General features: G+C 62.1%; 29 protein-coding genes and 1 pseudogene. 19 read left to right on the forward strand and 11 right to left on the reverse strand.

The features are described from left to right. Window positions 1-167: 167 nt before the first annotated feature. Complete coding sequence (locus A7D21_RS18535) at window positions 168-602, forward strand: GNAT family N-acetyltransferase (protein ID WP_053255617.1); 435 nt, start codon at window positions 168-170, stop codon at window positions 600-602. Window positions 603-614: 12 nt separating this feature from the next. Next, window positions 615-1,088 (forward strand): GNAT family N-acetyltransferase, encoded by a 474-nt coding sequence (locus tag A7D21_RS18540; protein WP_069552319.1) that lies wholly within the window; start codon window positions 615-617, stop codon window positions 1,086-1,088. Between the two features lie 135 nt (window positions 1,089-1,223). Here the strand turns inward: A7D21_RS18540 and A7D21_RS18545 are convergent, their stop codons facing one another. After that, window positions 1,224-1,706 carry an HIT family protein gene (locus tag A7D21_RS18545; RefSeq protein ID WP_069552320.1) on the reverse strand — a complete coding sequence of 161 codons (483 nt, stop codon included), beginning with the start codon at window positions 1,704-1,706 and terminating at the stop codon, window positions 1,224-1,226. A 140-nt stretch (window positions 1,707-1,846) separates the two neighbouring features. On the opposite strand from A7D21_RS18545, the gene A7D21_RS18550 reads away from it, so the two are divergent. Then, window positions 1,847-2,176, forward strand: coding sequence for a DHCW motif cupin fold protein (locus A7D21_RS18550; protein WP_053255620.1), 330 nt, complete (start codon window positions 1,847-1,849; stop codon window positions 2,174-2,176). 129 nt (window positions 2,177-2,305) lie between these two features. On the opposite strand, the gene A7D21_RS18555 is transcribed toward A7D21_RS18550, so the two are convergent. Next, window positions 2,306-2,791 carry a copper chaperone PCu(A)C gene (locus A7D21_RS18555; RefSeq protein ID WP_053255621.1) on the reverse strand — a complete coding sequence of 162 codons (486 nt, stop codon included), beginning with the start codon at window positions 2,789-2,791 and terminating at the stop codon, window positions 2,306-2,308. Beyond that, on the reverse strand, window positions 2,791-3,399 hold the full coding sequence (locus A7D21_RS18560) for an SCO family protein (protein WP_053255622.1): 609 nt from the start codon (window positions 3,397-3,399) through the stop codon (window positions 2,791-2,793). The genes A7D21_RS18555 and A7D21_RS18560 overlap by 1 nt, the downstream gene beginning before the upstream one ends. Window positions 3,400-3,593: 194 nt before the next feature. Between A7D21_RS18560 and A7D21_RS18565 the strand changes: the two genes are divergently transcribed. After that, a complete protein-coding gene (locus A7D21_RS18565) occupies window positions 3,594-3,977 on the forward strand; it encodes a DUF2946 domain-containing protein (RefSeq protein ID WP_053255623.1) in 384 nt (127 codons plus the stop codon). A gap of 62 nt (window positions 3,978-4,039) precedes the next feature. Beyond that, window positions 4,040-4,585, forward strand: coding sequence for a putative natural product biosynthesis protein (locus A7D21_RS18570; protein WP_069552321.1), 546 nt, complete (start codon window positions 4,040-4,042; stop codon window positions 4,583-4,585). On the opposite strand, the gene A7D21_RS18575 is transcribed toward A7D21_RS18570, so the two are convergent. After that, window positions 4,560-5,474: an aromatic alcohol reductase gene (locus A7D21_RS18575; protein WP_069552322.1), complete on the reverse strand. Its 915-nt coding sequence runs from the start codon at window positions 5,472-5,474 to the stop codon at window positions 4,560-4,562. The two genes, A7D21_RS18570 and A7D21_RS18575, sit on opposite strands and share 26 nt — an antisense overlap. A gap of 91 nt (window positions 5,475-5,565) precedes the next feature. Here A7D21_RS18575 and A7D21_RS18580 point away from each other — a divergent pair, with 91 nt between their 5' ends. Both A7D21_RS18580 and A7D21_RS18585 read left to right on the forward strand, forming a co-directional pair. Then, window positions 5,566-5,961, forward strand: coding sequence for a helix-turn-helix domain-containing protein (locus A7D21_RS18580; RefSeq protein WP_053255626.1), 396 nt, complete (start codon window positions 5,566-5,568; stop codon window positions 5,959-5,961). A gap of 203 nt (window positions 5,962-6,164) precedes the next feature. Further along, window positions 6,165-7,481 (forward strand): OprD family porin, encoded by a 1,317-nt coding sequence (locus tag A7D21_RS18585; protein ID WP_069552323.1) that lies wholly within the window; start codon window positions 6,165-6,167, stop codon window positions 7,479-7,481. A 59-nt stretch (window positions 7,482-7,540) separates the two neighbouring features. On the opposite strand, the gene A7D21_RS18590 is transcribed toward A7D21_RS18585, so the two are convergent. Together A7D21_RS18590 and A7D21_RS18595 are read right to left on the reverse strand one after the other, a co-directional pair. Then, window positions 7,541-7,843 carry a hypothetical protein gene (locus A7D21_RS18590; RefSeq protein ID WP_069552324.1) on the reverse strand — a complete coding sequence of 101 codons (303 nt, stop codon included), beginning with the start codon at window positions 7,841-7,843 and terminating at the stop codon, window positions 7,541-7,543. 220 nt (window positions 7,844-8,063) lie between these two features. Beyond that, entirely contained in the window at window positions 8,064-8,621 is a 558-nt protein-coding gene (locus tag A7D21_RS18595) for an ATP-dependent Clp protease proteolytic subunit (protein WP_069552325.1), read from the reverse strand. A gap of 160 nt (window positions 8,622-8,781) precedes the next feature. Here A7D21_RS18595 and A7D21_RS18600 point away from each other — a divergent pair, with 160 nt between their 5' ends. After that, window positions 8,782-8,988, forward strand: coding sequence for a hypothetical protein (locus tag A7D21_RS18600; protein ID WP_053255630.1), 207 nt, complete (start codon window positions 8,782-8,784; stop codon window positions 8,986-8,988). A gap of 60 nt (window positions 8,989-9,048) precedes the next feature. On the opposite strand, the gene A7D21_RS18605 is transcribed toward A7D21_RS18600, so the two are convergent. Next, window positions 9,049-9,609 carry a type 1 glutamine amidotransferase domain-containing protein gene (locus A7D21_RS18605; RefSeq protein WP_053255631.1) on the reverse strand — a complete coding sequence of 187 codons (561 nt, stop codon included), beginning with the start codon at window positions 9,607-9,609 and terminating at the stop codon, window positions 9,049-9,051. A gap of 26 nt (window positions 9,610-9,635) precedes the next feature. Continuing rightward, entirely contained in the window at window positions 9,636-10,139 is a 504-nt protein-coding gene (locus A7D21_RS18610) for a DUF4142 domain-containing protein (protein ID WP_069552326.1), read from the reverse strand. Between the two features lie 202 nt (window positions 10,140-10,341). On the opposite strand from A7D21_RS18610, the gene A7D21_RS18615 reads away from it, so the two are divergent. From A7D21_RS18615 to A7D21_RS18625, 3 genes are read left to right on the forward strand one after another with little or no spacing between them, the layout of a single operon-like run. Beyond that, window positions 10,342-10,566, forward strand: coding sequence for a hypothetical protein (locus A7D21_RS18615; protein WP_053255633.1), 225 nt, complete (start codon window positions 10,342-10,344; stop codon window positions 10,564-10,566). A gap of 2 nt (window positions 10,567-10,568) precedes the next feature. Continuing rightward, window positions 10,569-11,000, forward strand: coding sequence for a hypothetical protein (locus A7D21_RS18620; RefSeq protein ID WP_053255634.1), 432 nt, complete (start codon window positions 10,569-10,571; stop codon window positions 10,998-11,000). After that, a complete protein-coding gene (locus tag A7D21_RS18625) occupies window positions 10,997-11,725 on the forward strand; it encodes a DUF72 domain-containing protein (RefSeq protein WP_141718241.1) in 729 nt (242 codons plus the stop codon). Before A7D21_RS18620 ends, A7D21_RS18625 begins: the two co-directional genes overlap by 4 nt. Here the strand turns inward: A7D21_RS18625 and A7D21_RS18630 are convergent. Then, window positions 11,690-12,475, reverse strand: a complete 786-nt coding sequence (locus tag A7D21_RS18630) for a DeoR/GlpR family DNA-binding transcription regulator (protein ID WP_069552327.1) — start codon at window positions 12,473-12,475, stop codon at window positions 11,690-11,692. The two genes, A7D21_RS18625 and A7D21_RS18630, sit on opposite strands and share 36 nt — an antisense overlap. Window positions 12,476-12,596: 121 nt before the next feature. Between A7D21_RS18630 and A7D21_RS18635 the strand changes: the two genes are divergently transcribed. Next, window positions 12,597-13,757, forward strand: coding sequence for an alpha-hydroxy acid oxidase (locus A7D21_RS18635; protein WP_069552328.1), 1,161 nt, complete (start codon window positions 12,597-12,599; stop codon window positions 13,755-13,757). Window positions 13,758-13,949: 192 nt separating this feature from the next. Here A7D21_RS18635 and A7D21_RS18640 read toward each other — a convergent pair whose 3' ends face one another. After that, window positions 13,950-14,876 (reverse strand): alpha/beta hydrolase, encoded by a 927-nt coding sequence (locus A7D21_RS18640; RefSeq protein ID WP_053255637.1) that lies wholly within the window; start codon window positions 14,874-14,876, stop codon window positions 13,950-13,952. Window positions 14,877-15,002: 126 nt separating this feature from the next. Between A7D21_RS18640 and A7D21_RS36640 the strand changes: the two are divergent. Then, window positions 15,003-15,168 (forward strand): annotated as a pseudogene (locus A7D21_RS36640) (SDR family NAD(P)-dependent oxidoreductase); the annotation flags it as partial. An 86-nt stretch (window positions 15,169-15,254) separates the two neighbouring features. Here A7D21_RS36640 and A7D21_RS18645 read toward each other — a convergent pair. After that, window positions 15,255-16,406 (reverse strand): diguanylate cyclase, encoded by a 1,152-nt coding sequence (locus A7D21_RS18645; RefSeq protein ID WP_053255639.1) that lies wholly within the window; start codon window positions 16,404-16,406, stop codon window positions 15,255-15,257. 139 nt (window positions 16,407-16,545) lie between these two features. Between A7D21_RS18645 and A7D21_RS18650 the strand changes: the two genes are divergently transcribed. Genes A7D21_RS18650 through A7D21_RS18675 form a run of 6 tightly spaced genes read left to right on the forward strand, consistent with a single transcriptional unit; the run spans window position 16,546 to window position 24,082 of the window. Continuing rightward, on the forward strand, window positions 16,546-17,133 hold the full coding sequence (locus tag A7D21_RS18650) for an NUDIX domain-containing protein (RefSeq protein ID WP_053255640.1): 588 nt from the start codon (window positions 16,546-16,548) through the stop codon (window positions 17,131-17,133). Window positions 17,134-17,139: 6 nt separating this feature from the next. Next, complete coding sequence (locus A7D21_RS18655) at window positions 17,140-18,303, forward strand: alpha/beta fold hydrolase (RefSeq protein WP_141718242.1); 1,164 nt, start codon at window positions 17,140-17,142, stop codon at window positions 18,301-18,303. A gap of 56 nt (window positions 18,304-18,359) precedes the next feature. After that, entirely contained in the window at window positions 18,360-18,977 is a 618-nt protein-coding gene (lexA, locus tag A7D21_RS18660; RefSeq protein WP_053255641.1) for a transcriptional repressor LexA, read from the forward strand. Beyond that, window positions 18,977-19,591, forward strand: a complete 615-nt coding sequence (gene imuA / locus A7D21_RS18665; protein WP_053255642.1) for a translesion DNA synthesis-associated protein ImuA — start codon at window positions 18,977-18,979, stop codon at window positions 19,589-19,591. The genes lexA and imuA overlap by 1 nt, the downstream gene beginning before the upstream one ends. A 7-nt stretch (window positions 19,592-19,598) precedes the next feature. Then, complete coding sequence (locus A7D21_RS18670; protein ID WP_053255643.1) at window positions 19,599-21,014, forward strand: DNA polymerase Y family protein; 1,416 nt, start codon at window positions 19,599-19,601, stop codon at window positions 21,012-21,014. Beyond that, entirely contained in the window at window positions 20,990-24,082 is a 3,093-nt protein-coding gene (locus tag A7D21_RS18675; RefSeq protein WP_218188691.1) for an error-prone DNA polymerase, read from the forward strand. Before A7D21_RS18670 ends, A7D21_RS18675 begins: the two co-directional genes overlap by 25 nt. The last annotated feature ends 87 nt before the right edge of the window (window positions 24,083-24,169 follow it).

The following is a 24,169-nucleotide window of genomic DNA, read 5'->3' on the forward strand; positions in this document are numbered from 1 at the left end:
AGAGCAGGCTTATTGCCAGCCCTTTAGAGTTATTTTTCGCATTGAGCGTCTTACCCAAGGCGTGCGCGCTTTGGCACTAAAAATTAGGGTGGTCTGACCCCGTTTTACCGTTTTTACCCTGACCCACCGCCATCGCGGGCAAGCCCGCTCCCACAAGGTTTCATGCCATGCCTACGATCCGCGTCATGACCCCAACCGACTACGACGCTGTGCTCGAACTGATGCAAAACACCCCCGGCATTTCCCTGCGCGATGCCGACGGCCGCGAGGCCACGCAGCGTTATCTGGCGCGTAACCCGCAGATGAGTTTTGTCGCCGAAGCCGCAGGCCGGTTGATCGGCTGTGTGATGTGCGGCCATGATGGGCGGCGCGGGTATTTGCAGCACTTGCTGGTGCTGCCGGGCTTTCGCCGTCAGGGCATCGCGCAAACGCTGGTCGAGCGTTGCCTCACCGCGCTGGAGCAGCAGGGCATCCACAAATGCCACCTCGACGTGTTCAAGACCAACACCCACGCGGCTCAGTATTGGCAAGGCCAGGGCTGGACGCTACGAACGGATATCGACCGTTATTCATTCACCCGCGAGGGCCATGAAAACGCATGAAAGGACCACGCAATGCTCGAGATCAAACGGGCCACCCCTGATGACGCCAACGCTGCGTTTCACATCCGCCGCGAAGCCATTCGCAGCCAATGCATCGGCGCCTACACCGCTGAGCAAATGGCGCTGTGGACGCGAGGCAGCGCTGAGGACGGCTACAGCGTGCTGATGGGCAAACCGTTTTACCTGGGCTGGGTACAGGGTGAACCGGTCGCCACCGGCATGCTCGACCTCGACAACAATGAAGTGGGAGCGCTGTTTGTACTGCCGGCGTTCACCGGCCGTGGGTACGGCAAACACATGCTGGAGCACTTGGAAAAGCTCGCGCGGGCATCAGCGATTGAACAGGTGGTGCTGGACGCCACGTTGAACGCGGCGAGCTTTTACCGAGCGTGCGGGTATGTGGGCAATGAGCAGGCGGTGTATCACTCGCCGTCGGGGTTAACCTTGGCGTGCATCCCGATGGTAAAGCGGCTGTCGGCGGTGTAACGAACACCGCCGAACCCTGTGGGAGCTATCGAGCCCCGGCGAGGCTGCGATGGCGGTGGCACTGTCAAAATAGGTGTCGCCTGATACACCGCTATCGCAGCCTCGCTAAAGCTCGGCAGCTCCCACACTTGCTCTTCACGCGGCGCTGAAGGCCGCACGCAGCCGCTCAATCACCTGCTCGACCGAAGCCCCCTGAATCATTGGCGGCGTCAGGCTCTCGCCAAACTCGCGCCACACAAACAACGTCAACTCCGCCCCATCGGTAAACGCCTGTTCCTGTGCGCCAAAACCCTGTAGCACCCGATACCGCTGATCCCGCCAAAACGCCTGCTCCACCCAGTCATACACCGGGATGAAATGAAAATGCAGTGGAAAGCCCGGCATATGCCCATAGCGGCTGATATACAGCCATTTCGGCCGCAGCTGTGCCTCCATCACCCGTTGAGTGCGAGCCAGTAAGCCCCCCAGCTCCGCGAGTGCGGCCTCGGGCATGTCGGCGAGGCTGTCGATGGGGGCTTTGGCGCCGAGCATCAGATAACCCGGCAGTTTTGAGGCCAGGTGATGGTTGAGCAACCAGTGCTCGGTTTCAGCAAGGATGAAAGCGGGGTCGATCTGCATAAGCACGCGTCCATGAGAGCAGGGCGGGCAGGATAACAAGCACGGGCGCCTGTATCGCGCAAAAGCGCGCGATCTGTGTCTACCCCAGCGTCTGCCGGGTGGATAGTGTTGGGCCCCGTTCACTGATCTGCGAGCCCACCATGGAACTGACCGCCGTCCCGTTTGGCATCACCGACTGGTCCAGCCTCGACCCCGTGACGCATCCCGGCGTTACCGGCAATGCGGTGTGGCGCACTTGCCAGTTTGGCACCACCCGTGTGCGCATGGTCGAGTACACCCCCGGCTACCTGGCCGACCACTGGTGTTGGCGCGGGCACGTCCTGCTGTGCCTTGAGGGCGAGTTACACACCGAGTTGGAGGATGGCCGCCAGTTCACGCTGACGGCCGGGATGAGTTACCAGGTGGGCAACGACATGGAAGGGCATCGCTCCTCCACCCGCACGGGGGCGAAGCTGTTTATTGTGGATTGAGCCTCACCCCTGGCGAAACACCCCACCCAGCGCCCACAAAAAAGCGAATTTGCGGCGTACGCAAATTCGCTGTTGAGCTAATCATTCAGGGCCCAGGCGCGGTGCCGGGCGTGTGCTGACGGGTGCGGCTCAATGCATCTTGCTGTGGTCCATGCCGCCCATGTCGCCCATGTCATTCAAGGCGCGGGCCGGCGCTTTCACTTCAATCGACTGTTTCTCGCCCTTGGCGTTTTCCACGGTCAGGGTCAGCGGCACCTGGTCGCCTTCCTTGATCTGGCCGGTCAGGCCCATCAGCATTACGTGGTAACCGTCCGGGTCGAGCTTGACTGCTTTGCCGGCGGGCAGGGCGACCGACTTCACCGGGCCCATGCGCATCACGTCGTCTTTCATGCTCATTTCATGGATCTGCACGTCCTTGGCCACCGGTGACGCAACGCTGAGCAATTGGCTGTCGCTGTCGGCGGTGAGGGTCATGAACGCGCCGCTGGACGGTTGGCCCGCCACGGTCGCGCGGACCCACGCGTCGCTCACGTGTACCTGGGCGCTGGCGTGCGCCGCGAGGCCCAGCAGGGTCAGGCCGAAGGTGATGCGCTTGAGGTGTTGAACGGCAGTCATTAGCAGACCTCCATGACGGTGAGCAGGTCTTCTGCGCACTCTTTAGCGGTAAGGGATGCCGACAGGCCCAGGCGCAGATTGCCGCGGGTGTCGAAGACGAAACTGGTGGACGTGTGGGACAGGGTGTAGGTGTCACCGGCGGGGATCTTTTCATAAAAGATCCCGAATTCCTTGGCGGCCACGGCGATTTCTTCCGGGGTGCCGTACAGCGCTTCGAAGCTGGGGTCGAAGGCCTTGACGTAGCGGTCGAGCAGTTCCGGTGTGTCGCGCTCGGGGTCGAGGGTGATAAACACCACTTGCATGATCTCGCCGTCGCGGCCCATCAGCTTCTTGGCCTGGGCGGCGCGGGCCAGGGTCGTCGGGCACACGGCCGGGCACTGGGTGAAACCGAAGAACACCACGGGCATGAGGCCACGGAACGAGCTCAGGGTGACGGTTTCGCCATCAGTGTTCTTGAGCTTGAAGGTGCGGCCCATGATCTTGTCACTGAGGTCCTTGCCGTACTTGAAGTTCAGCTTGGGACTGTAGTCACAACCGCCCAGCAAACTGCCGAGGCCCAGCAGGCCCATACCGGTCAGCACTTTGCGGCGGGTGAATAACGTACTCATCAACTGTGCATCCTGTGAAACGCCTGCATTGCTCTGGATCTACACATCAGGCTGCGAAAGCCAGGCTTTGAAAGGTAGAAACGAGGAGGGCGCCCAGTCTACCAACCCTGGCCAGTCGGCGGAATCTGCGACGTTCTGCCACAGGGGCGCGTGGTGCTTCATCCCTTTGCGGCTTCGATGGTAAAGTCGCCGCCATGAAATTGAGCCACCCTGACCGTTCGCTGATCGCCTGGGCCCTGTACTTTTGCGTGCTGATGAACGTGTTCGCCTGCGGTTTGGGGCATGGGCAAATGTTGGGCCAGCAGCTCAATGGCATCGGCGGGGCGTTCTGTTCGGTGGACGGTAGCCAGGCGCCAGTTTCCGACCAAGGGTCAGGTATCCCGGCCTCCAGCAACATCTCGAACTACTTTGCCTGCCCGGTGTGCGCTGCCGTGACCGTGGCTATCGTGTTCCTCATCGGCCTGGCCTGGTTGCTGAGCCTCAAGCAAACCCCGCGCCCGGCCCACGAGCGCCGCAACAAAGCCCCGCCGCGCTACGCCTGGCCCTCGGCCAACCCGCGCGCTTCCCCCGCATTCTGACGTGTGCCTTGGGCTTCCTGTGATCAGGAGGCGTTCTATCGTCACGACTGTGAGTGCGTTCCATGAACCATCTATTGCCTGCCGGCGCCAGCCGCCTGGTCAGCAACGCGTCCCGGCGCTTGCGCGCCGAGCCGTTGCGGCCCGAATACCCCAGCAATTCCCGCTGCTTCGTGCATTTGGATGCACGCCTGTTGCCGCATTGGCACACCTTGTTCGATATCTGCCCGGCACTGCTCAAGCTTGATCCGCCGGAGGGCTTGAACCTGTTTCGCAGCTTCATGACCTGGGCCTACCGCAACCAGACACCGCAGGATTGGACCTATCACCTGAATGTCTGCCGCTGGCTGCTCACGTCGTCGTATCGAGTGCAGATCGACGACGAGCCCATCGAGGCGTTCATGGCGGCAGCGGCAGCACGCTGGATCAATACCGATCAAAGCCAGGCCCAGGGCGTGGTCCTCGCCTGGCGCGATTCAACGGTTTTCGATTGGAAGGGCGCGGCGGTGGTCGGCGTCGAACAGCAGCGACTGCCGGCCCCGACCGGCGATTTTGCCTGGTGCCCGCTGACGCAAAAAGAGGGCTTCAGCGGCTGGTTGTCGGTGCCGTGAGGTTAAGGCGAACCCACTGCGCGACGCTGGTCACGGCGATCTGCTGCTGAGCGTTGAAGGTCACGGCGGGGTCCCAGGCCACGCCGTTGCCCTGGGCAAATACTGCGCGGTACTTCTGCAGGTTGTCGTCCGGGGTTCTTGCCAGCTGCGCGAGCAACGTTGGCACTGACCAGCACGCGCGCTTGAGCGTGATACCGAGCACGGCATCGACGGTGTCGGCCAGTTGCCGATAAGTCAGGGTATCGCCTGCGGTGTACACCACTTGGTTACCGAGCGCGGGTTCGGCAAACACGATGCGTGCGGTCAACCTGCCGATGTCTTGCGGCGTGGTCACGGTGACCGCAGTGTCCCAGTCGCCCAGGGCGTGCATGCGGTGTTGCGTCAGGTCGACCACGCCGAACGACGGTTCAAACAGAAAGCTGGTGAACATGCCCGTGGAGATGATCAGCCAATGGGTGGCTTGTTGCCCGCGCAACAGGTCGCGTACGTCCAGCTGTTCATCGAACGTATCCTGCGGGCTGCCGCGCCCGATCACGTCGTAATCCACGCCGAACTGCCACGGTATATAACGTTGCACGCCACCTTCGATGGCGGCCCGTGCGAGTTTGGTTTGTGTGCCGGGGCCGGCGGCGAAACCGGTGCAGCAGATAACCGTGGCGAAGCCCGAAAAGAGCGCGGCGAGGGTGCTTTGGCTGTCGTTCTGCAGATCGCCGGCCAACACCTCGACACCCTGCTCGCGCAAGGTCTGCGCCGCAGCCGATTGCAGGCTGGCGGGGCGCAGTAACACCGCGATGCGTGTGTTATGCGGCGCGGCCAATACAACCAACTCGCGCAGCACGGCCATGCCCAATTCGCCGGCACCGAGTACCAGCATGGAAGAGGCAGTCATAGGGTTCTCCGTCGGTGATGAAAGTCGTGGCATGCTTGCAGAATTAATTGCCGCGCATAAGAAGGCACACCCGTGATACCGAGAGCCCCCTATGGATAACGACGAGATCATCCGCCGCTCGCAAGAGGCGTGCGATGCCCTGAGCGCTGACGATGATGGCCTCAAGCGTGAGGTGTTGACCCATGCGGGCAACCGCTGGTCATTGGGTATCGTGCATGTATTGGGCGTATCCGGACGCTTGCGCCACGCCGAGATCGGCCGCCGCCTGCAGGGGGTCACCCAGCGCATGCTGACGCGCACGTTGCGCCAGCTGGAACGGGACGGCCTGGTGCTGCGTCATGATTTTCAGGAAGTGCCGCCCAGGGTCGAATACGCGCTCTCGGCCCTGGGGACTGAACTGCTGGTGCACATGATTCCGCTGTGGACCTGGGTGGTGGAAAACGGTGAAGGGTTTCGCCAGGCGCGGGAGCGCTTCGACAACACGTGATCAACCCAGGGTTCGCCCCGTCGTGGTTACCCAAGGCATTGGATTGTTACGAAAACTGAAACAGTGATTGGCGGTTTTAGCGGCTGTTTCCCGGCAGCCCAACGCTATACCGTGCGCGCACCCGTCGATAGCAGCACCACCCGGCTTACACAGAACAGGGTTGGGCTGTGACGGGGTTGCCTCAATGACTTCTCGGAGCCTTCATGAATCACACCACTTGCCTGGCGCTCGCCGTTTCCCTCGGCGTCGCGCAGCAGGCGGCTGCGTCGGGTTTTATCGATGACAGCAAAGCCAACCTCGACCTGCGCAACTTCTATTACAACCAGGACACGCGTAACACCAAAGCCGCCTCGGATAAAGAATGGGGCCAGGCGTTCATGTTCAACTACCAGTCGGGTTTTACCCAAGGGCCGGTCGGCCTCGGCCTGGACCTGCAAGCCCTGTATGGCCTGCGTCTGGACGCCTCCGGGCGCGCCGGCAAGGCCGGTGAGGACACTACCCCCGGCAGCGTATTCCCGCTGTCCGATGGCAAGGCCGCGAACGACTTCAGCAAGGTCGGCGCCACCGGCAAGGTGCGCCTGTCCCAGACCCAACTGAAAGTCGGCACCTTGCTGCCCAAGATGCCCGTGCTGATGTCCGAAGACGGCCGCCTGTTACCGCAGACGTTTCGTGGCTATCAGGTGGACTCCAAGGACCTCAAGGACGTCAACCTGGTCGCCGGTAAAATCGAGCAGGTGCTGGACCGCAACTCCAGCAACAGCCAGGGCATGTCCATTGGCGGTGCCAACGACCCGGTCAAAGGCGCGTTCAGCCATCAGTTCTACTACGGCGGGGTGGATTACACCGTCAGCAAGCCGCTGCAAGTGCAGTACTACTACGCCAGTCTGGAAAATTTTTACCAGCAGCATTTTGTCGGCCTGGTGCACAACTGGCAGTTGCCGGTAGGGCAATTGAAGACCGACCTGCGTTATTTCTACAGCACCGCCGACGGCAAGAACGCCCGTGCCAGCGGGCGAGGCGAAGGCTATGTCAGCTCGGGGTATTACGGGGCGGGTGTCAATTCGGGCAAGGTCGACAACCGCCTGTGGAGTGCGTTGTTTACCTATGCGCTGTCCGGGCATGCCGTGAGCCTGGGGTATCAGAAGACCACTGGCGCAAGTGATTTTCCTCATATCAACCAGGGGCAGGGCCGTTCGCTGTACCTGATCACCAATGCGCAATCACTGAAGTTCATCAATGCCGGGGAGCAGGCCACGGTGGGCAGTTACGCCTATGACTTCACCGGCCTTGGTATACCGGGCCTGCGGTCGAGCGTGACGTATATCCACGGCAGCAACATCCGTGCGGCGCGTGGGGACAACCGTGAGTGGGAGCGCGATGTGCGCGTCGACTACGTGATTCCCACCGGCACCTTCAAGGGGCTTGGCCTGACGTGGCGCAGTGCGGTGCTGCGCGGTAATGACACGGCCGACAAGGATGAAACGCGGCTGATCGTCAGCTACAGCATCCCGCTGATGTAAGGGGCGCAGAGGCGCAGCGGCACGCTGTTTTTCGAGCGCCGGGCGTGACGGACGAGCCTTCATTGGCCTGAGCGTTGTTTGCCGTGAGCGCGTTTGTGCTTGTCCGGGGAGGGCTGGTTGCCATTGGCTGGCGTGGGCGGGCGCTTTTCACTGTCGCGGGTGGCTTTCTTGCCGCTGTCGCCGCCACGGCTACTGTCCGCCGGGCTGCTGGGGTAAGTGCCAGGAGGCAGTGCGGAACCGGCGGCACTGTCGCTGTTCAGCGCGTTGGCCGGGGCGACGTTATCGCCAAAGGCGGCGAAGGCTGGGCTTGCCAGCACGGCAGTCAAACCGACGATAAGCAAAATCCTTTGGGCAGTACGCATGACGCTGTCTCCTTGATCAGGCCGAAGCCCGGCAACTCCCGGGCGCCGGTGGTCTATCAGTCAAGGCTGGCTGCCGCCTGCACCTGGCGGGGTGTTTCCGTTGGTAGCCATTTCCCAATGCCTCATCAATGAGTGAATCCATTCCATGGTGTGGCTTAATTGGGAATGCGCCGTGCCAATCAAAGTTTGAAAAAGTTCGCGAGCCTGCGACGAGCGGTGGTTACCCGCCGCTGACTTTCCAATGCTTGGTGTCTTCGGCAAACACCACCTGCTTGACCTCATGAGCGATCCCGTAAGCCAGTGATTCATGGGCGGCGATGACTTTTTCCTCGGCCGACAGGCATTTGAAAATATCCAGCTGGGTGTCGGCCTGGAGGGTCTCCAACTCATAGATTTTCACATAGCGCGCCAAATCGTTATCCAGGCTCGACAGGTACTCGCGCAGGCGCTGGTGGTCCACCGAGCTTTGGCTGAAATGCCAATTCATCGGGTGGATCAAAAAACGTGAGTGCGGTGTGGTGATGCGACGGTTGGCCGCCAGGAACATGATGATGCCCATGGATTCGATATTGCCCGCGTTAATCGCGCACAACGGCACCGGCAGCGCCTTGAGGAAGGTGTAGAGGGTAAAGCCGAAATTGCTGCTGCCACCGGTGGTCGAAAGGTTCAGCAGCAGGGAACTGGCGCCTTCGTCAATTGCATCCAGGCAACAGTCGCGAAAGCGTTCGCTGGTGCCCTGGTCGATCTGGCAGTGAAAGTGAATAACGTGCTCGGTCATCCTGAACCTCCGTAATCCAACGCAAAAGCGGTAACTGAGGTTGAGTCTAGAAGGTTGCTCAGGATGCGCCGCAATGATTGGGCGTGAGTGTTGGCGGAAAATCAGATGGAACCCTGACGCCATCTGCTTGACCTAACGCATAGACCTCAGGAGGTGACTCATGCAATTAGAATATATCTGGATCATTTTGGCAGTGGTTCTGCTGGTCCTGGAATTGTGGGCGATCAACGTCGTTCTGCGCAGCACCGGTGGCTGGGAGACCAAAGGGTTGTGGTTGATCATTCTGATCTTCGTGCCGCTGTTCGGGCTGATCGCCTGGGCGATGTTCGGGCCGAAACGCGAGATGCCTGAAGTGCGTAAAAACTGAAGCTGAACCGGACTGAAAACAGGCGCCCATGGGGCGCCTGTTTGCGTTCCAGGGCTGGGGTTAACCTGCCACGGTCTTGGCAATCGCCTCGTTGAACGCCGGCAAGTCATCCGGTGTGCGCGAGGTAATCAAGGTCCAGCCATTGGCGGTGCACGCTTTGACTTCGGCGTCGACCCAGCCGGCAGCGCCGGCATTTTCAAGGTCGATGCGTACGCTCTTGTAGGAGGTCAAGGTCTTGCCCTTGATCACCCCGGCGTCAATCAGCGTCCAGGGGCCGTGACAGATCGCTGCGATGGTTTTGCCGGCCTTGACGAAGTCGTTGATCAGTTTCAACGCAGCCGCATCCTGACGCAGGGTATCGGCATTGACGGTGCCGCCAGGGATGACCAGCGCGTCAAAGTCGCTGCTGACGACCGCCGAGAGTTGCACGTCGGATTCCACGGTTTGATCCTTCTCGGTGTCGCCGACGAAGGTCTGCGTCGTGCCGCCTTTGCTTGAGGCGTGCGTGACGGTCGCGCCGTAGGCGCGCAGGGCTTGCAGCGGCTTGAGCAACTCATCGCGCTCGATACCGGTGTTAGAGGTGATGATGAGGATGTGCTTGCCGTTGAGTTGCGAACGCATGGTTGGGCTCCTTAGTCAGGGACGGATCAGTGGGCGTGATTGGCTTGCAGTTCCTTGGCCATTTTCAGGTGGGCTTCAAGGGTTGGCAGGGTCTTGGTGGCGAAGGCCTTCAACTCGGCGTTGTCCGAAGAGGCGGCTTCTTTCTTGAACAGTTCGACGGTTTTTTCGTGGGCCGCCACTTGGTTGTTGGCATAGGCCTTGTCGAACGATTCGTCGCGCAGTTCCAGGATGGCCTTCTTGGCTCGGTCGGTCAGCGCGGCGTCATCAGGGACTTCGATGTCGAGCTTCTTCGCCAGTGCCGCCAGTGCCTGGTTGGCTTTGGTGTGGTCGGTGACCATGTGTTGGGCGAAGGTCTTCACGTCGCTCGCGCTGCTTTTTTCCAGCGCCAGCTTGCCGGCTTCGACCTCGGTGATACCGCCTTGGGCGGCGTCGTCGACAAAACTGTTGGACGTAGCGGCCATGGCCGTGGTGATCGAACCCGCAACCAGCACAACGGTCAGGCCCATTTGTTTGATCAGCAGCGTAGTCATGGTGAAGCTCCTTGAAATCGATAATGGCGTGATGCCGTACCTGTTGGTTGAGCGAGTGCTGGTGCAAAAGGTTTAAATTAATTCGCAGTTATTTCGCCGGTGGCACTGCACGGCAATTTCCTTGAACTAACCCCATTCGCAGGGCTCTGCTGCATAAGTGCCTGCTGATTCAGGTGGGCCTTCAACTGCCTGGAGATACACCGTGACCGATCACAACACCGTCGATAAAACCCCATCGCCCATCAGCTCGGAAGACGCGCAGAAAGGCACCGAAAAACCGGCCAAGGGGCAGACGCTGGAGCGTGCGAACCCGCATACCGAAACCGTGGACAAGGTGCTGACGCCCACCTCGATCAAGGACATCGAGCGCCAGACCGATGCCATCAACGAGCAAGCCGCCAAGGCTGAGCGCAAGCTGGGTCACTGAGCATGGCTCGGTCGATTACCGCGTCTGAACTGGGCATCGAGCTCAAGCCCGGGGATGACGCCAGCCTGTTCAGATGGTTCATTGCCAGCTTCCTGATGGGCAAGCGTATCCAGGCGCCCATTGCGGCGCAGGCTTACAAGGTGATTGTGGAAGAGCAGGGCCGTGACACTGCGCGCAAGTTGCAGCACTGCACCTCGCGTGAATTGGTGAGCATGCTCGGGCGCGCCCATTACGTGCGTTACGACGAAACCACGGCGCAGCGCTTGCTCGACCTCAGCGCCAAATTGAACGCCGAGTACGCCGGCAAGATCAGCCAAATCCGCAGTGCCAGCGAGGACCGGCAGGCCTTTGAAAAGCGCCTGGGCGAATTCGATGGGGTCGGGCCCAAGACTATCGAGATTTTCATGCGCGACGCGGCCACGGTGCTGTTTTGACGGCACTGCTGTCTGTGGGGTGTGCCGGCTGGCGTTTGCCCCGTGAACGCTGGCCGGATTTTGCCGAGCAGGGCACGCATTTGCAGCGTTATGCCGCGCGTTTCAATGCGGTGGAAATCAACAGCTCGTTTTACCGTCCGCACCTGCCCAGGACTTACCAGCGCTGGGCAGAATCGGTGCCGCCGGGGTTCCGGTTCTCGGTCAAGCTGCCCAAGCGCATCACCCATACACTGCGTTTGCAGCACTGCGAGACGGCGCTGGATGAGTTCCTCGGGCAGTGCCTGCATCTGGGCGAAAAGCTTGGCTGCCTGCTGGTTCAACTACCGCCTTCGCTGCGTTATGAACCGGTTGTAGCGGCGGGTTTTTTCAGTGCATTGCGCGAGCGCTTTGCCGGTGCTGTGGTGCTCGAACCGCGTCATGCCACATGGCGTGAGGCGCAAGCGTTGTTGGTGGATTGGCGGGTTGCTCGCGTGGTCGCCGACCCTGCGGTGATCGACGCGGGCGCGGGTTGGCAGGGCTTGGGCTATTGGCGCCTGCACGGTTCGCCGCGTATCTACCACAGCGCCTACGGCCCGCAACGGGTGCAAGCGTTCGCGCGACAGTTGAACCAGGCGGTCGCGTCCGGCATTCCCACCTGGTGCATCTTCGATAACACCGCCAGCGGCCACGCAGTGACCGATGGGTTGTGGCTACTCGACTTCCACGCGCAGCACTTCCAAGCCTAACTGCTCATACGCCTCGACACTCGGCACATGCCACTCCGTGATGAGTGTATGGATTCGGTTGCACGGCCCGACCACAAAGGGTTCCACCGCGCCGAGCTTATCGGCCATGGTTACGGCCACGACATGGGATGCGCTGTCGAGCAAGGCCTGTTTGACCGCCACTTCATCGAAATGCAGCGAGGTGATACCGACCTGTGGATGCAACGCGCACACGCCGGTAAACAGCAGGTCGGCCTTGATGCTCTGGATCAGGCGCACAGCATCCTGGCCGCCGGTGGACAAGGTGGCGGGGTTGAGCTGGCCACCGGCGAGGATCACTTTTACCTCGGGATGATCCGCCAGGGCGATGGCGATCATCGGCGACGGCGTGACCACGGTCAGGTGGATCGAGCGCGGTAACGACTGGGCAATCTGCAGCGTGGTGGAGCCGGAATCGAACAGCACGATCTGGCCATCCTCGACACGCTCGGCCGCCAGCTGCGCAAGGTGGCGTTTGACCTCGTTGGTTTCGCCGACGCGGGTGAAGAAGTCCTTGCCGGTGTCTTTGGGCCGGGGCAGGGCACCGCCGTGCACGCGTTGCAACAAGCCGGCGGCGGCGAGTTCACCGAGGTCGCGGCGAATGGTGTCCTGGGACACGGCAAAGTGTTCAACCAGCTCTGACGCGGTGACTTTACCGTCGCGCTCCAGCAGCAACAGGATCTTTTGTTTGCGCAAAGAAGGCAGGTCGATGGCGTGGTGAGTGTTGTGCATGTTTGTGCTTCTTTTTGCGGGTTTGTGCGAGGTTAATCATCTGTCGAAGTAAACGCAATGGCTGGTTGCGCAGCCGATGGGCGGTTACTCTCTGCGCTCAGTTCAGGGAGAGGTGACCCAGATGTCGTTGATCACAACCATCGAAGACTTACGCAAACTGGCGCAAAAACGTGTCCCCCGGATGTTTTACGATTACGCCGATTCCGGCTCCTGGACTGAAAGTACCTACCGGGCGAATGAAAGCGATTTTGCCCGCATCAAATTCCGCCAGCGGGTGGCGCGCAATATCGATGAGCGCTCGATCCGCGCCACCCTGATCGGCCAGAACATGGCCATGCCTGTCGCCCTCGCACCCACCGGCCTGGCGGGCATGCAGCATGCCGATGGCGAAATCCTGACCGCCCGCGCCGCCGCTGCGTTCGGCCTGCGTTATACCTTGTCGACCATGAGCATCTGCTCGTTGGAAGACATTGCCGAACACGTCGGCCAGCCGTTTTGGTTCCAACTGTATGTGATGCGTGATCGCGGGTTTATCGAACAGTTGATCGAGCGTGCCAAGGCCGCCGGGGTGGACGCCCTGGTGTTGACCCTCGACTTGCAGATTCTCGGGCAGCGCCACAAGGACTTGATCAACGGTCTGTCGGCGCCACCCAAACTGACCCTGCCGAATATTCTCAATATGATGACCAAACCGCGTTGGGTGATGGGCATGCTCGGCACCCAGCGTCGCGGCTTCGGCAATATTGTCGGGCATGTAAAAGGCGTGGCGGACATGAGTTCGCTGTCGTCGTGGACTGCCCAGCAATTTGACCCGCGCCTGAGTTGGGATGATGTGGAGTGGATCAAGAAATGCTGGGGCGGCAAGCTGATCATCAAGGGCATCCTTGATGTGGAAGACGCGCGCCTGGCGGCCAATTCCGGCGCGGATGCGTTGGTGGTGAGTAACCACGGTGGCCGTCAGTTGGATGGGGCGCCGTCGAGCATCAGCCAGTTACCGGCGATTGTCGAGGCGGTGGGTAATCAGATTGAAGTGTGGCTCGACGGCGGCATTCGCTCTGGCCAGGACGTACTTAAAGCCATGGCATTGGGCGCAAAAGGCACCCTGATCGGCCGCGCGCATTTGTATGGGTTGGGGGCGATGGGCGAGGCGGGCGTGACCAAGGCCCTTGACATCATCGCCCGTGAGTTGGATGTGTCGATGGCGCTGTGCGGCTATAACGATATACGCGATGTGAATCGCGAGATTTTGCTGCCGGGTTCTTTTCCCACCGGCGTTTATTGAGCAAAAAAATCGTAAAAAAGTAAAAAGAGTTGTCCACGAAAACCGTGGGTATCTCTGTGGATAACTTTGCGAAGGCCCGGCAGGGTTGGCGATTTAACCCTCGGTTAATATTTGATCAACTTTCGGCGCGGGCCAGTATGGGCAGGGTTGGCGCTTGACAGCCAAGCGCGAACCCAGTGCCGAAAAGCACTTTTATGAGTCGTCACCACGGCCTGTGGAATGCGTGACGACCTGCGCCGGCCCCCTTGATCGCATCAGGTTGTCCAGCGCCTGGCCATAACTGCGGCCGGCCAGGCTCATGCTGTTGTTATGGGTGGCGCCGGGCACCAGCAATAACCGCTTGGGTCCCTGGGCGGCGTCAAACAATTGTTGGCTGAAACGCGGTGGCACGTACTGGTCGGCGAGGCCATGCACAACCAGCAGGGGCATGTGCACGTCGGCAATCTTGTCGATGGAGTCGAACTTCTGCGACAGCAACCAGCGCACCGGCAGCGAGGTATTGGCCACGGCGGCGGCCGCGTCCCCGAGTGACGTGAAAGTGGACTCGATGACCAGCCCACGCACGGGAACCGGGGTGTGTTGACTCAACTGCGCGGCCAGGTCGATGGCGACCGCACCGCCCAGTGAGTGCCCGTAGATCAGGCGTTTGTCGGGGTCGGGCTGCAACACCTGAAAGCGCTCCCAGGCAATGCGCGCGTCTTCATACACGGTGGTTTCCGAAGGCAAGTCACCGTGGCTTTGGCCAAAACCACGGTAGTCGATGGCCAGCACCGAGAAGCCCAGCGCGTGCAATTGCTCAATGCGAAACAATTGCCCGGTGAGGTTCCAGCGCACGCCGTGCAGGTAGAGGATCGCCGGCGCATCTTTGTTGTCCGCCGGGTACCACCAGCCGTGAAGGTTCTGCCCAGGTTTGAAACTGGCGGGCTTGATATCGAATTCCTGTACGGCCTTGGGCAGGCCGGTGTACCAACCGGCGGTGCCCGGCTCGATGCGAAACACCAGCTCGCGTTCCTTGTGTTGCAGCACCGCGCAGCCCACCGGCAGACCGATGATCACAATGGCCATGCACAGCAGGGGAAACCAGCGCAGGCCCAGGCGAGACAGCAAACGAGATGGCATGAAGGTTCCAGGACAAAGGCGAAGCACGCGTTTTACCAGATGGTGCAAGGCCGCAGGAATTAATTCGACAGTCGACCCAGAGGTTTGCTTGCAAAGTGTTACCGCATTGAACAGCGGGGGCGCGGGTTGTTAGGGGCGGCGGCCGAACAGGCGCGTACGCACAGGAATTTCACCGCTAAAACGGCCATCATCACCGGTGGCGCGCGCGGGCTGGGTCTCAGCTATGCACGGGCGTTGGCAGCGGGCGGCGCCCGGCTAGTGATCAGTGATGAGTGGCGCCGATAACGCCGGGGTGGATTACCCGTGCGATCTTGCGCGAATCACGGCGGGCAGCGCCGATGAAGTCGCCGCCGCATGGCCGCGTATCAAGCAATCGCCTCAGGCTGTCGCCATCCCCTGAACCCGATTGCGCCCGCGTGACTTGGCCTGGTACAGCCTCTGGTCGGCCTGGGAAAGCAAGTGTGAAAGGTCGTAGCCTGCCGCATCGGTGGTGACGATGCCGATGCTGACGCTCAGGAAACCGGGGGTCAGCAGGTCGAGCTGGGCAAACGCCTGGCGAATCCGTTCGGCCACTTCAAACGCGCCGGCTTCATCGCTGTCGGCAAGCAGGCAGGCGAACTCTTCGCCGCCAATGCGCGCGAACACATCGCTGCTGCGCAAGGTCGCCTCGGTGACCCGGCTGAACGCGATCAACGCCTGGTCGCCCATCGGGTGGCCGAACGTGTCATTCAGGCGTTTGAAGTGGTCCAGGTCGCACAGCAACAGGCTCACGCACTGGCGGCGGCGGGCGCTGTCGGCCAACAGCTTGTCACCCGTGAGCATAAACGCGCGGCGGTTGCCGACACCGGTCAGCGCGTCACTGAAGGCGGCGGCCTTGAAGCGCAGCTCGGCGCGCTCCTTGACCATCGCCAGCGTGACGTAGGCGATGCCGATGGCGTACAGCATGGACTCAAACAACATGAACGAGAAAAACGGAACGCCTTCGCTGCCCGATTGCTGGGCGCTCTTGATGGGCAGGCCGGGGTCGGTAAAGGCGCGAATGGCATAGAAGCCGGTGTGCCACAGGGTCAGTACCAGCGCGGGTACATAGGCCACTTCCAGGCTGTCGCGTTTGCGCCACAGCTCCAGGGCCGAGAGCACCCCATACCCTGCCGCCAGCAGCGAATACAAGGTGACCCGCGCCGACAACGAGGCATAGAACGGCGGCACCAGGCACATCAATAGCCACAGCCCGGCACCGGCAAAGATGCCCGGCACACTGGGCGTGTTTTGCACGAAGGCACGCATGGCGGTCCAGTTCATCGCGGCGCTGAGCAACAGCACCACGTTGCCGATGATCAGCGCAACGAAGTCCATGCCCATGCCGCGCACGACGATCAGCCCCGTGCCCAGGGAGGCGAGCAGCAGCATGATGCTCAGGTAGCCCAGGGTCGGCTCGCGGCCACGGCTCCAGGCATGCGCCGTGAGCAGGCCCATCAGGCAGAATACGAACACGGCCACTATCAGGAGTGTCGGGATGTGCAGCATCATTTCCTTGAACCCGGCGCAGAGAGATCCTTCTTGGGGCGCGATTGTAGCCGTATCCGCGACAGCCAGTGAGGTCATCGCCAACTTGACGCTGACAAGGCCGGCGCGACATCCTCCTGTTCCTTTGAGCAAAGGCCCGACCATGCACAGCAGCCCCGTTCGCATCACCGCCGAAGAGACGCTCTCGGACAACTGGTACCTTTTGAAAAAATACACGTTTGACTTGCGCCGCCGGGATGGCACTTGGCAAGCCCAGACCCGTGAAGTGTATGACCGAGGCAACGGGGCGACCATCCTGTTGTACAACCGTGAGCGGCGCACGGTGCTGCTGATTCGGCAGTTTCGCATGCCCACCTTCGTCAATGATTACCCGGGTTACTTGATCGAAACCGCTGCCGGTTTGCTGGATAACGCCAGCCCCGAAGAGCGCATTCGCCTGGAAGCCGAAGAAGAGACCGGCTACCGCGTGGGCCATGTGGAAAAGATCTATTCGGCGTTCATGAGTCCGGGGTCGGTGACCGAGCGGATTCACTTCTTTATCGGCGAATACCAGCCGGCGGATCAGGTCGGCGCGGGGGGTGGCCTGGAGGCGGAGGGCGAAGACATCGAGGTGCTGGAACGCAGCTTTGAACAGGCGCTGGCGATGGTGCAGAGCGGTGAGATTGTGGATGGCAAAACCATCATGTTGTTGCAGTACCTTGAATTGCGCATGTTGAAAGAAGGGTGGTGATGCCTGATGCGCTGGTGTGCATTGTGGTGTGTACTGGTGGCGGGCAGTAGCCAGGCCGGCGATACGTTCTACACCTGGGCCGAGCCTGCGCCGTCTGCACCGGGCACACTGTTGCGCAGCGAAGCACTCACACCGCAGCAAAGCCTCGCCTCGGCCGCGCAGAACCTGCGGATTTTGTACACCTCCACTGATGGGCTCGACGGCACCACACCCATTGCGGTGTCCGGTGCGCTGTTCGTGCCCAAGGGCACACCGCCAGTGGGTGGCTGGCCGCTGATGGCCTGGGCCCATGGCACGGTCGGCAGTGCTGACCGTTGTGCACCGTCGCTTAACGAGCGCAGCCCACGGGATACGCGCTACCTCAATTATTGGCTCGACCAGGGCTACGCGATTGTGGCCACCGATTATCAGGGGTTGGGCACGCCGGGCCTGCACCCTTACGGGCTCACTCGGCCGCTGGCCTATGGCGTGCTGGACAGTATTCGTGCAGTCGGTGCCGCGGATTTCAACCTGTCCAGGCGCGTGGTGGTATTCGGGCAGTCCCAGGGCGGCCGGGCGGCGTTTGCCACGGCGGTATCGGCCAAAGGCTATGCGCCGGAGCTGGATATTGTGGGCGTGGTGGCGACGGGGACGCCGTATGCCACCGCGCATGCGCAAGGCCAAAACCCGGAGCTTGAAAATGCCCGCCGCTCGGTGGTGCCCACGTTTGCCTATAACCTCTTGCGGCTGAGCACGGCCAGTTTGCTGGACCCCGCCTTTGTGCCGGCCGATTACTTGGCCGAGCAGGCGCTGCCAGCGTTCAAAGCCAGTCAGGAGGAGTGTCTGCATGCCATCGAGCAGCGGGTGGTGGCGCACGGGTTGACCTTTAACAACAGCTTCAAGCGGTCACCCAAGGCGGCGCTGGATCGGGTCAATCGGGCGTCGGCTTATCCCTCGTTGAAAACCGACATTCCGCTGTTTTTGGGGACCGGCGGCAAGGACCGCGATGTGTTTGTGCCGGGGCAGAAGGCGTTGGTGCGGGATGCGTGCAAGGTTGGGGACCGGGTTGAATGGCATTTTTATCCGGAGCTGGATCACTCCGCGACTGTTAATGGGTCTTTGGGCGATTCGAGCGGGTTTGTTCGGCGCGCGTTTGCGGGGGCGGTGATTGGCGGCAATTGTGGGCGCTGATAGGTGTCGACCTCCCGACTACCGGCTATTGTCAGAATTTTCCCACAAGAGTACAAATGTACTCCATGACGACTCTAACTCCCCGCCGCACTGCCATCCTGACCTTTATCCGCGAGCGTATCGCGCAACAAGGCCAGCCCCCCAGCCTCGCCGAGATCGCCGAGGCGTTTGGCTTCGCCTCGCGCAGTGTGGCTCGCAAGCATGTGGTGGCGCTGACCGAAGCCGGCTTCATTGAGGTCAACCCCAATCAGGCGCGTGGTATCCGTCTGCTCAACCAACCGGCACGCCCCGAATGGCTGGACGTCCCCGTCCTCGGCCGCGTCGCGGCAGGCTTGCCCATCGGCGCCGATGCTGAGGTGCACAGCCGTCTGCAACTCGACCCTGGCACCTTCGCGAAAACCCCTGACTACCTGCTGCGCGTGCAGGGCGACTCAATGATCGAAGACGGCATTCTCGATGGCGACCTGGTGGGCGTACGCCGCAGCGCCGAGGCCTTGAACGGACAAATCGTCGTGGCGCGCCTGGACGGCGAAGTCACCATCAAACGCTTCGAGCGTCACGGCGAGCATGTACGCCTGCTGCCACGCAACCCCGCGTATCAACCCATCGTGGTAGGCCCCGATCAGGACCTGGCCATTGAAGGGGTGTTCTGCGGCCTGGTGAGGCAAGGCTGATGGGCGCCGTCGTTGCCCTGGACTCGCTGTTCAATGGCGGCCGAGTCTGGAAGGGCCGGCCTGCCGCACCAGCGGCCAGCGTGCATCCCACAGGGCTTGCGGCGCTGGATGCGGTGCTGCCCAGCGGCGGCTGGCCAGAGTCGGCCTTGAGTGAAATCCTGATCGCCAAGGAGGGCGTTGGCGAACTGCAATTGGTACTGCCGACTCTGGCGCGGTTGTCGGCGGCAGGCGAGCGCATTGTGCTGGTGGCACCGCCCTATACTCCGTACCCTCACGCCTGGCAGAACGCCGGGGTGGATTTGCGTCAGCTCTCGGTGATCCAGGCCGACGAACGCGATGCCTTGTGGGCGGTGGAGCAGTGCCTGCGTTCGGGCAGTTGCGGCGCGGTGTTGTGCTGGCCGCGCAAGGCCGATGACCGGGCCTTGCGCCGCTTGCAGGTGGCGGCGGAAACCGGACAGACCCTGGCGTTTGCCTGGCGATCCTTGAATGAGGCGGTCAACGCTTCGCCCGCCGCCTTGCGCCTGGCGGTCGAAGCCAGGCCGGCCCAGGTGCGCGTGCTCAAGTGCCGTGGTGGGCTGGCCCATCCGGCGCCGATTGCCCTGGCGGGGCACTGAGGTTGCCATGCGCTGGGTGTGTATTGTCTTCCCGCAATTGGCGCTGGACGGGGTGCAGCGTCTGCATCCCGAACCCGACCAACCGCTGGCGCTGCTGGCCGGTACGCCGCAGCGTCGTGTGTTGCAAACCGTCAATGACGCCGCGCGCGCCTTGGGGTTACGCCCCGGCCAATCCCTGACGGCGGCGCATGCCCTGGCCAAGACCTTTGCCTGCGCCGAATACGACCCCGCAGAGATCGAGCGTTGGCAGCAGTTTCTCGCGGCCTGGGCCTACCGTTTCAGTTCCCAGGTCAGCGTGTATTACCCGCGCGCCTTGCTGTTCGAGATCGAATCGAGCCTTGGTTTGTTCGGGCCGTGGCCGCAGCTTGAGGCGCGTTTGCGCCAGGAGCTGACCGAACTGGGGTTTCGCCACCGTATCGTCGCGGCGCCCAACCCGGCGGCGGCGCGGGTGCTGGCGAATATCTACGATGGTCTGGCCGTGGCCGATGATCACGCCTTGATGCAGGCGTTGGCGCCATTGCCTGTCGACCGCGCGGGCCTTGACCCGCAAGCCGCGACGGCTTTGTCGCGTATGGGCCTGCGTACGTTGGCCCAGGTGCAGGCGTTGCCTCGGCATACCCTGGCACGGCGCTTTGACGCGGAGTTGCTCAAGCACCTGGATGCGCTGAGCGGGCAGCGGCCGTTGGCCCTGGCGTTCTATCAGCCGCCGGATCGCTTCGATGTGCGCATCGAGTTGAATTTCGATGTGCAATCCCACCAGGCGCTGCTGTTCCCCTTGCGTCGTTTAACGGGCGACCTATCCGCCTTCCTGTGTGGGCGTGACAGCGGCGTGCAGCGCTTTGACCTGCACCTGGAACACGCCCAGGCGCCCGACAGCGTGATCAAGGTCGGCCTGCTCAGCGCCGAACGCGAACCGGCGATGCTGTTCGAGCTGGCCCGCGGGCGCCTGGAGCAGGTGCACGTCACCGCGCCGGTACGCGGCTTTCGTTTGGTGGCCCAGGACTTGCCGGTATTTGTGCCGCAACGCCAGGACCTGTTCGACGACCGCCCGCAACAGACCTTGCCCTGGGCGCAACTGCGCGAACGCCTGCGTGCGCGTCTGGGGGACGAGGCGGTGCAAGGCCTGCGCTTTCACGCCGACCACCGCCCTGAATGCGCCTGGCAAGCGGCCGCCGATAACCGCGCGTGCCCGACCTTGAACAAGGTGCAACGCCCCGGTTGGTTGTTGCCCGAACCGACCTTGCTGGCCGAGCACGGCGTACAGATTTTGATGGGCCCGGAACGCATCGAATCGGGCTGGTGGGATGGCGCCGATATCCGCCGCGACTATTACCTGATCCAGACCCGCGCCGGTCAGCAAGGCTGGGCCTACCGCACGGTGGGGCAAAGCGATGGGCTGTGGCTGCAAGGCTGGTTTGCATGAGCTACGCCGAGCTGCATTGCCTGTCCAATTTCAGTTTTCAGCGCGGCGCCTCGAGTGCGCTGGAGTTGTTCGAGCGCGCCAGGCGTCAGGGCTACAGCGCCCTGGCGATCACCGACGAATGCACCTTGTCGGGCATCGTGCGTGCCTGGCAGGCGGCGAAGGCGGTGGACTTGCCGTTGATCATCGGCAGCGAGATGCGCATCGAGAACGGCCCGAAACTGGTGTTGCTGGTGGAAAACCTGACCGGCTACCAGCACCTGTGCCGCTTGATTACCGTGGCTCGCCGCCGCGCCGAAAAAGGCCGCTATCGCCTGCTGCAAGAGGACTTCGATCAACCGCTGCCGGGCCTGCTGGCGCTGTGGGTGGCCGAAGACAGCGACACCCAGGCCTCGATCCAATGGGTGCGCCGCACCTTCGCCGAGCGCCTGTGGCTGGCGGTGCACCTGCACTGCGGCCAGGACGATACGCGCCATCTGGAGCAGCGCTTGCACCTGGCCGCCAGCCTGCAGATTCCGGCGGTGGCGTGCGGCGATGTGCACATGCATGCGCGTGGCCGCCGCGCCCTGCAAGACACCATGACCGCTATCCGGCATCACGTGTCGGTGGCCGAAGCCGGTACGCGTTTACACCCCAATGGCGAGCGGCATTTGCGCAGCCTGGAGGCCCTGGCCGCGTTGTACCCGCAAGCCTTGCTTGACGAGACCTTGGCCATCGCGCGTCGCTGCACCTTCGATTTGAGCCAGTTGCGCTACCACTACCCGCGCGAGCTGGTGCCCGAAGGGCATAACGCAAAATCCTGGTTGCGCGCCGTGACCGAAGAAGGCATCGCGCAGCGTTGGCCGCAGGGCGTCGATGCGAAGACCTTGCAGCAGATCAACCATGAACTGGAGTTGATCAGCGAGCTGGGCTACGAAAGCTATTTCCTCACGGTGCATGACATTGTGCGCTTCGCCCGCAGCCGCTCGATCCTGTGCCAGGGCCGGGGCTCGGCGGCCAACTCGGCGGTGTGTTTTGCCTTGGGTATCACCGAGATCAACCCAAGCCTGATGAACATGCTGTTCGAGCGCTTCCTGTCCAGGGAGCGCAACGAGCCGCCGGATATCGATGTCGATTTTGAACACGAACGCCGCGAAGAAGTGCTGCAGTACGTGTTCCAGCGCTACGGCCGCACCCGCGCGGCATTGACGGCGGTGGTCAGCTGTTACCACGCGGCCGGTGCGGTGCGCGATGTGGCCAAGGCCCTTGGCTTGCCGCCGGATCAGATCAATGCCCTGGCCGAGTGCTGCGGGCGCTGGAGCGAAGATGCGCCGCCCCTTGAACGCCTGCGTGAAGGTGGCTTCGACCCGCAAAGCCCGATCCTGCGCCGGGTGCTTACGCTGACCCAGCAATTGATCGGCTTCCCTCGGCACCTGTCCCAGCACCCCGGCGGTTTTGTGATTTCCGAATACCCGCTGGACACTCTGGTGCCGGTGGAAAACGCCGCCATGGCCGAGCGCACCATCATCCAGTGGGACAAGGACGACCTCGACGCCGTCGGCCTGCTCAAGGTGGATATCCTGGCGCTGGGCATGCTCAGCGCGATCCGTCGCTGCTTCGATTTGCTGCGCCGCCATCGCAACCTGAACCTGTCACTGGCGGACATCCCCAAGGAAGATGCCGCCACCTACGCGATGATCAGCAAGGCCGACACCATCGGCGTGTTCCAGATCGAGTCGCGGGCGCAGATGTCGATGTTGCCGAGGCTGCGCCCGCAAACCTTCTACGACCTGGTGATTGAGGTCGCCATCGTGCGGCCCGGGCCGATCCAGGGTGGCATGGTGCATCCGTATCTGCGTCGGCGAAACAAGGAAGAGCCCACCACCTATCCTTCTGCGCAGCTCAAGGCGGTGCTGGAGCGCACCTTGGGCGTGCCGCTGTTTCAGGAACAGGTGATGCAAATCGCCATGGTGGCCGCCGACTACGGCCCCGGCGAGGCCGACCAGTTGCGGCGCTCGATGGCCGCCTGGAAACGCCATGGCGGGCTTGAACCGCATCAGGAACGCCTGCGCACCGGCATGTTGAAAAACGGCTACAGCGAGGCCTTTGCCGCGCAGATCTTCGAGCAGATCAAAGGCTTTGGCAGCTATGGTTTTCCCGAGTCCCACGCGGCCAGTTTCGCCTTGTTGACCTATGCCAGTTGCTGGCTCAAATGCCATGAGCCGGCGGCCTTCGCCTGTGCGTTGATCAACAGCTGGCCCATGGGCTTCTACAGCCCGGACCAGATCCTGCAGGACGCGCGGCGCCATCGGTTGCAGGTGCGCCCGGTGGATGTGCTGGCCAGTGACTGGGATTGCAGCCTGGAGCCCATCGACGGCCAGCAACCGGCGATTCGCATGGGCTTGCGCATGATCGCGGGGTTTCGCGAAGAGGACGGGCGACGTATCGAAGGGGCGCGCCAACACCGGGCCTTCAGCGACATCGCCGACCTGGACGCGCGTGCCGGGCTGGATGCCCGGGCCCAAGCGTTGCTGGCCGATGCCGGTGCGTTGCGCGCGTTGGCCGGTAATCGACACGCCGCGCGCTGGGAGGTCGCCGGCGTGCACAAGCAACTCGGGCTGTTTGCCGGCCTGCCCAGTCCTGACGAGGCGACGGTGGCGCTGCCGGCCCCCACGGTCGGCGAAGACCTGCAGGCTGACTACGCTACACTCGGTACCACCCTTGGCCCGCACCCGTTGGCGTTGTTGCGCGATGAACTGCGTAAGCGGCGCTGTCGCAGCTCCGTGGAGTTGATGGCGGTGGCGCATGGGCGCAATGTCAGCGTTGCCGGCTTGGTCACCGGCCGGCAACGCCCAGGCACCGCCAGTGGCGTCACCTTTGTCACTCTGGAGGATGAGTTCGGCAACCTCAATGTGGTCGTCTGGCGCGACCTGGCTGAGCGTCAGCGTCAGGCCCTGGTCGGTTCGCGGCTGCTGAAAGTCGACGGGCGCTGGGAGGCGGTGGGCGAAGTACGGCACCTGATCGCCGGGCGTTTGACTGACCTGACAGCGTTGCTGGAAGGGATCAATGTGCGCAGTCGGGATTTTCACTAGTTGCCCATGTCTCCATGGATAAGCTATATGCAATGAAACGATTTATTGCCGCCAGGCTCCAAGCTTTTATCAGTGGAACTGTGCCAC

The organism is Pseudomonas sp. AP19 (assembly GCF_001728855.1).
Taxonomy (GTDB): Bacteria; Pseudomonadota; Gammaproteobacteria; order Pseudomonadales; family Pseudomonadaceae; genus Aquipseudomonas; species Aquipseudomonas fluorescens.

Bases quoted from the DNA above. Each gene is read 5' to 3' on its own strand.
- A7D21_RS18535 (WP_053255617.1), top strand. From the start codon at position 168: ATGCCTACGATCCGCGTCATGACCCCAACCGACTACGACGCTGTGCTC.
- A7D21_RS18540 (WP_069552319.1), top strand. From the start codon at position 615: ATGCTCGAGATCAAACGGGCCACCCCTGATGACGCCAACGCTGCGTTT.
- A7D21_RS18545 (WP_069552320.1), bottom strand. From the start codon at position 1,706: ATGCAGATCGACCCCGCTTTCATCCTTGCTGAAACCGAGCACTGGTTG.
- A7D21_RS18550 (WP_053255620.1), top strand. From the start codon at position 1,847: ATGGAACTGACCGCCGTCCCGTTTGGCATCACCGACTGGTCCAGCCTC.
- A7D21_RS18555 (WP_053255621.1), bottom strand. From the start codon at position 2,791: ATGACTGCCGTTCAACACCTCAAGCGCATCACCTTCGGCCTGACCCTG.
- A7D21_RS18560 (WP_053255622.1), bottom strand. From the start codon at position 3,399: ATGAGTACGTTATTCACCCGCCGCAAAGTGCTGACCGGTATGGGCCTG.
- A7D21_RS18565 (WP_053255623.1), top strand. From the start codon at position 3,594: ATGAAATTGAGCCACCCTGACCGTTCGCTGATCGCCTGGGCCCTGTAC.
- A7D21_RS18570 (WP_069552321.1), top strand. From the start codon at position 4,040: ATGAACCATCTATTGCCTGCCGGCGCCAGCCGCCTGGTCAGCAACGCG.
- A7D21_RS18575 (WP_069552322.1), bottom strand. From the start codon at position 5,474: ATGACTGCCTCTTCCATGCTGGTACTCGGTGCCGGCGAATTGGGCATG.
- A7D21_RS18580 (WP_053255626.1), top strand. From the start codon at position 5,566: ATGGATAACGACGAGATCATCCGCCGCTCGCAAGAGGCGTGCGATGCC.
- A7D21_RS18585 (WP_069552323.1), top strand. From the start codon at position 6,165: ATGAATCACACCACTTGCCTGGCGCTCGCCGTTTCCCTCGGCGTCGCG.
- A7D21_RS18590 (WP_069552324.1), bottom strand. From the start codon at position 7,843: ATGCGTACTGCCCAAAGGATTTTGCTTATCGTCGGTTTGACTGCCGTG.
- A7D21_RS18595 (WP_069552325.1), bottom strand. From the start codon at position 8,621: ATGACCGAGCACGTTATTCACTTTCACTGCCAGATCGACCAGGGCACC.
- A7D21_RS18600 (WP_053255630.1), top strand. From the start codon at position 8,782: ATGCAATTAGAATATATCTGGATCATTTTGGCAGTGGTTCTGCTGGTC.
- A7D21_RS18605 (WP_053255631.1), bottom strand. From the start codon at position 9,609: ATGCGTTCGCAACTCAACGGCAAGCACATCCTCATCATCACCTCTAAC.
- A7D21_RS18610 (WP_069552326.1), bottom strand. From the start codon at position 10,139: ATGACTACGCTGCTGATCAAACAAATGGGCCTGACCGTTGTGCTGGTT.
- A7D21_RS18620 (WP_053255634.1), top strand. From the start codon at position 10,569: ATGGCTCGGTCGATTACCGCGTCTGAACTGGGCATCGAGCTCAAGCCC.
- A7D21_RS18630 (WP_069552327.1), bottom strand. From the start codon at position 12,475: ATGCACAACACTCACCACGCCATCGACCTGCCTTCTTTGCGCAAACAA.
- A7D21_RS18635 (WP_069552328.1), top strand. From the start codon at position 12,597: ATGTCGTTGATCACAACCATCGAAGACTTACGCAAACTGGCGCAAAAA.
- A7D21_RS18640 (WP_053255637.1), bottom strand. From the start codon at position 14,876: ATGCCATCTCGTTTGCTGTCTCGCCTGGGCCTGCGCTGGTTTCCCCTG.
- A7D21_RS18645 (WP_053255639.1), bottom strand. From the start codon at position 16,406: ATGATGCTGCACATCCCGACACTCCTGATAGTGGCCGTGTTCGTATTC.
- A7D21_RS18650 (WP_053255640.1), top strand. From the start codon at position 16,546: ATGCACAGCAGCCCCGTTCGCATCACCGCCGAAGAGACGCTCTCGGAC.
- A7D21_RS18655 (WP_141718242.1), top strand. From the start codon at position 17,140: ATGCGCTGGTGTGCATTGTGGTGTGTACTGGTGGCGGGCAGTAGCCAG.
- lexA (WP_053255641.1), top strand. From the start codon at position 18,360: ATGTACTCCATGACGACTCTAACTCCCCGCCGCACTGCCATCCTGACC.
- imuA (WP_053255642.1), top strand. From the start codon at position 18,977: ATGGGCGCCGTCGTTGCCCTGGACTCGCTGTTCAATGGCGGCCGAGTC.
- A7D21_RS18670 (WP_053255643.1), top strand. From the start codon at position 19,599: ATGCGCTGGGTGTGTATTGTCTTCCCGCAATTGGCGCTGGACGGGGTG.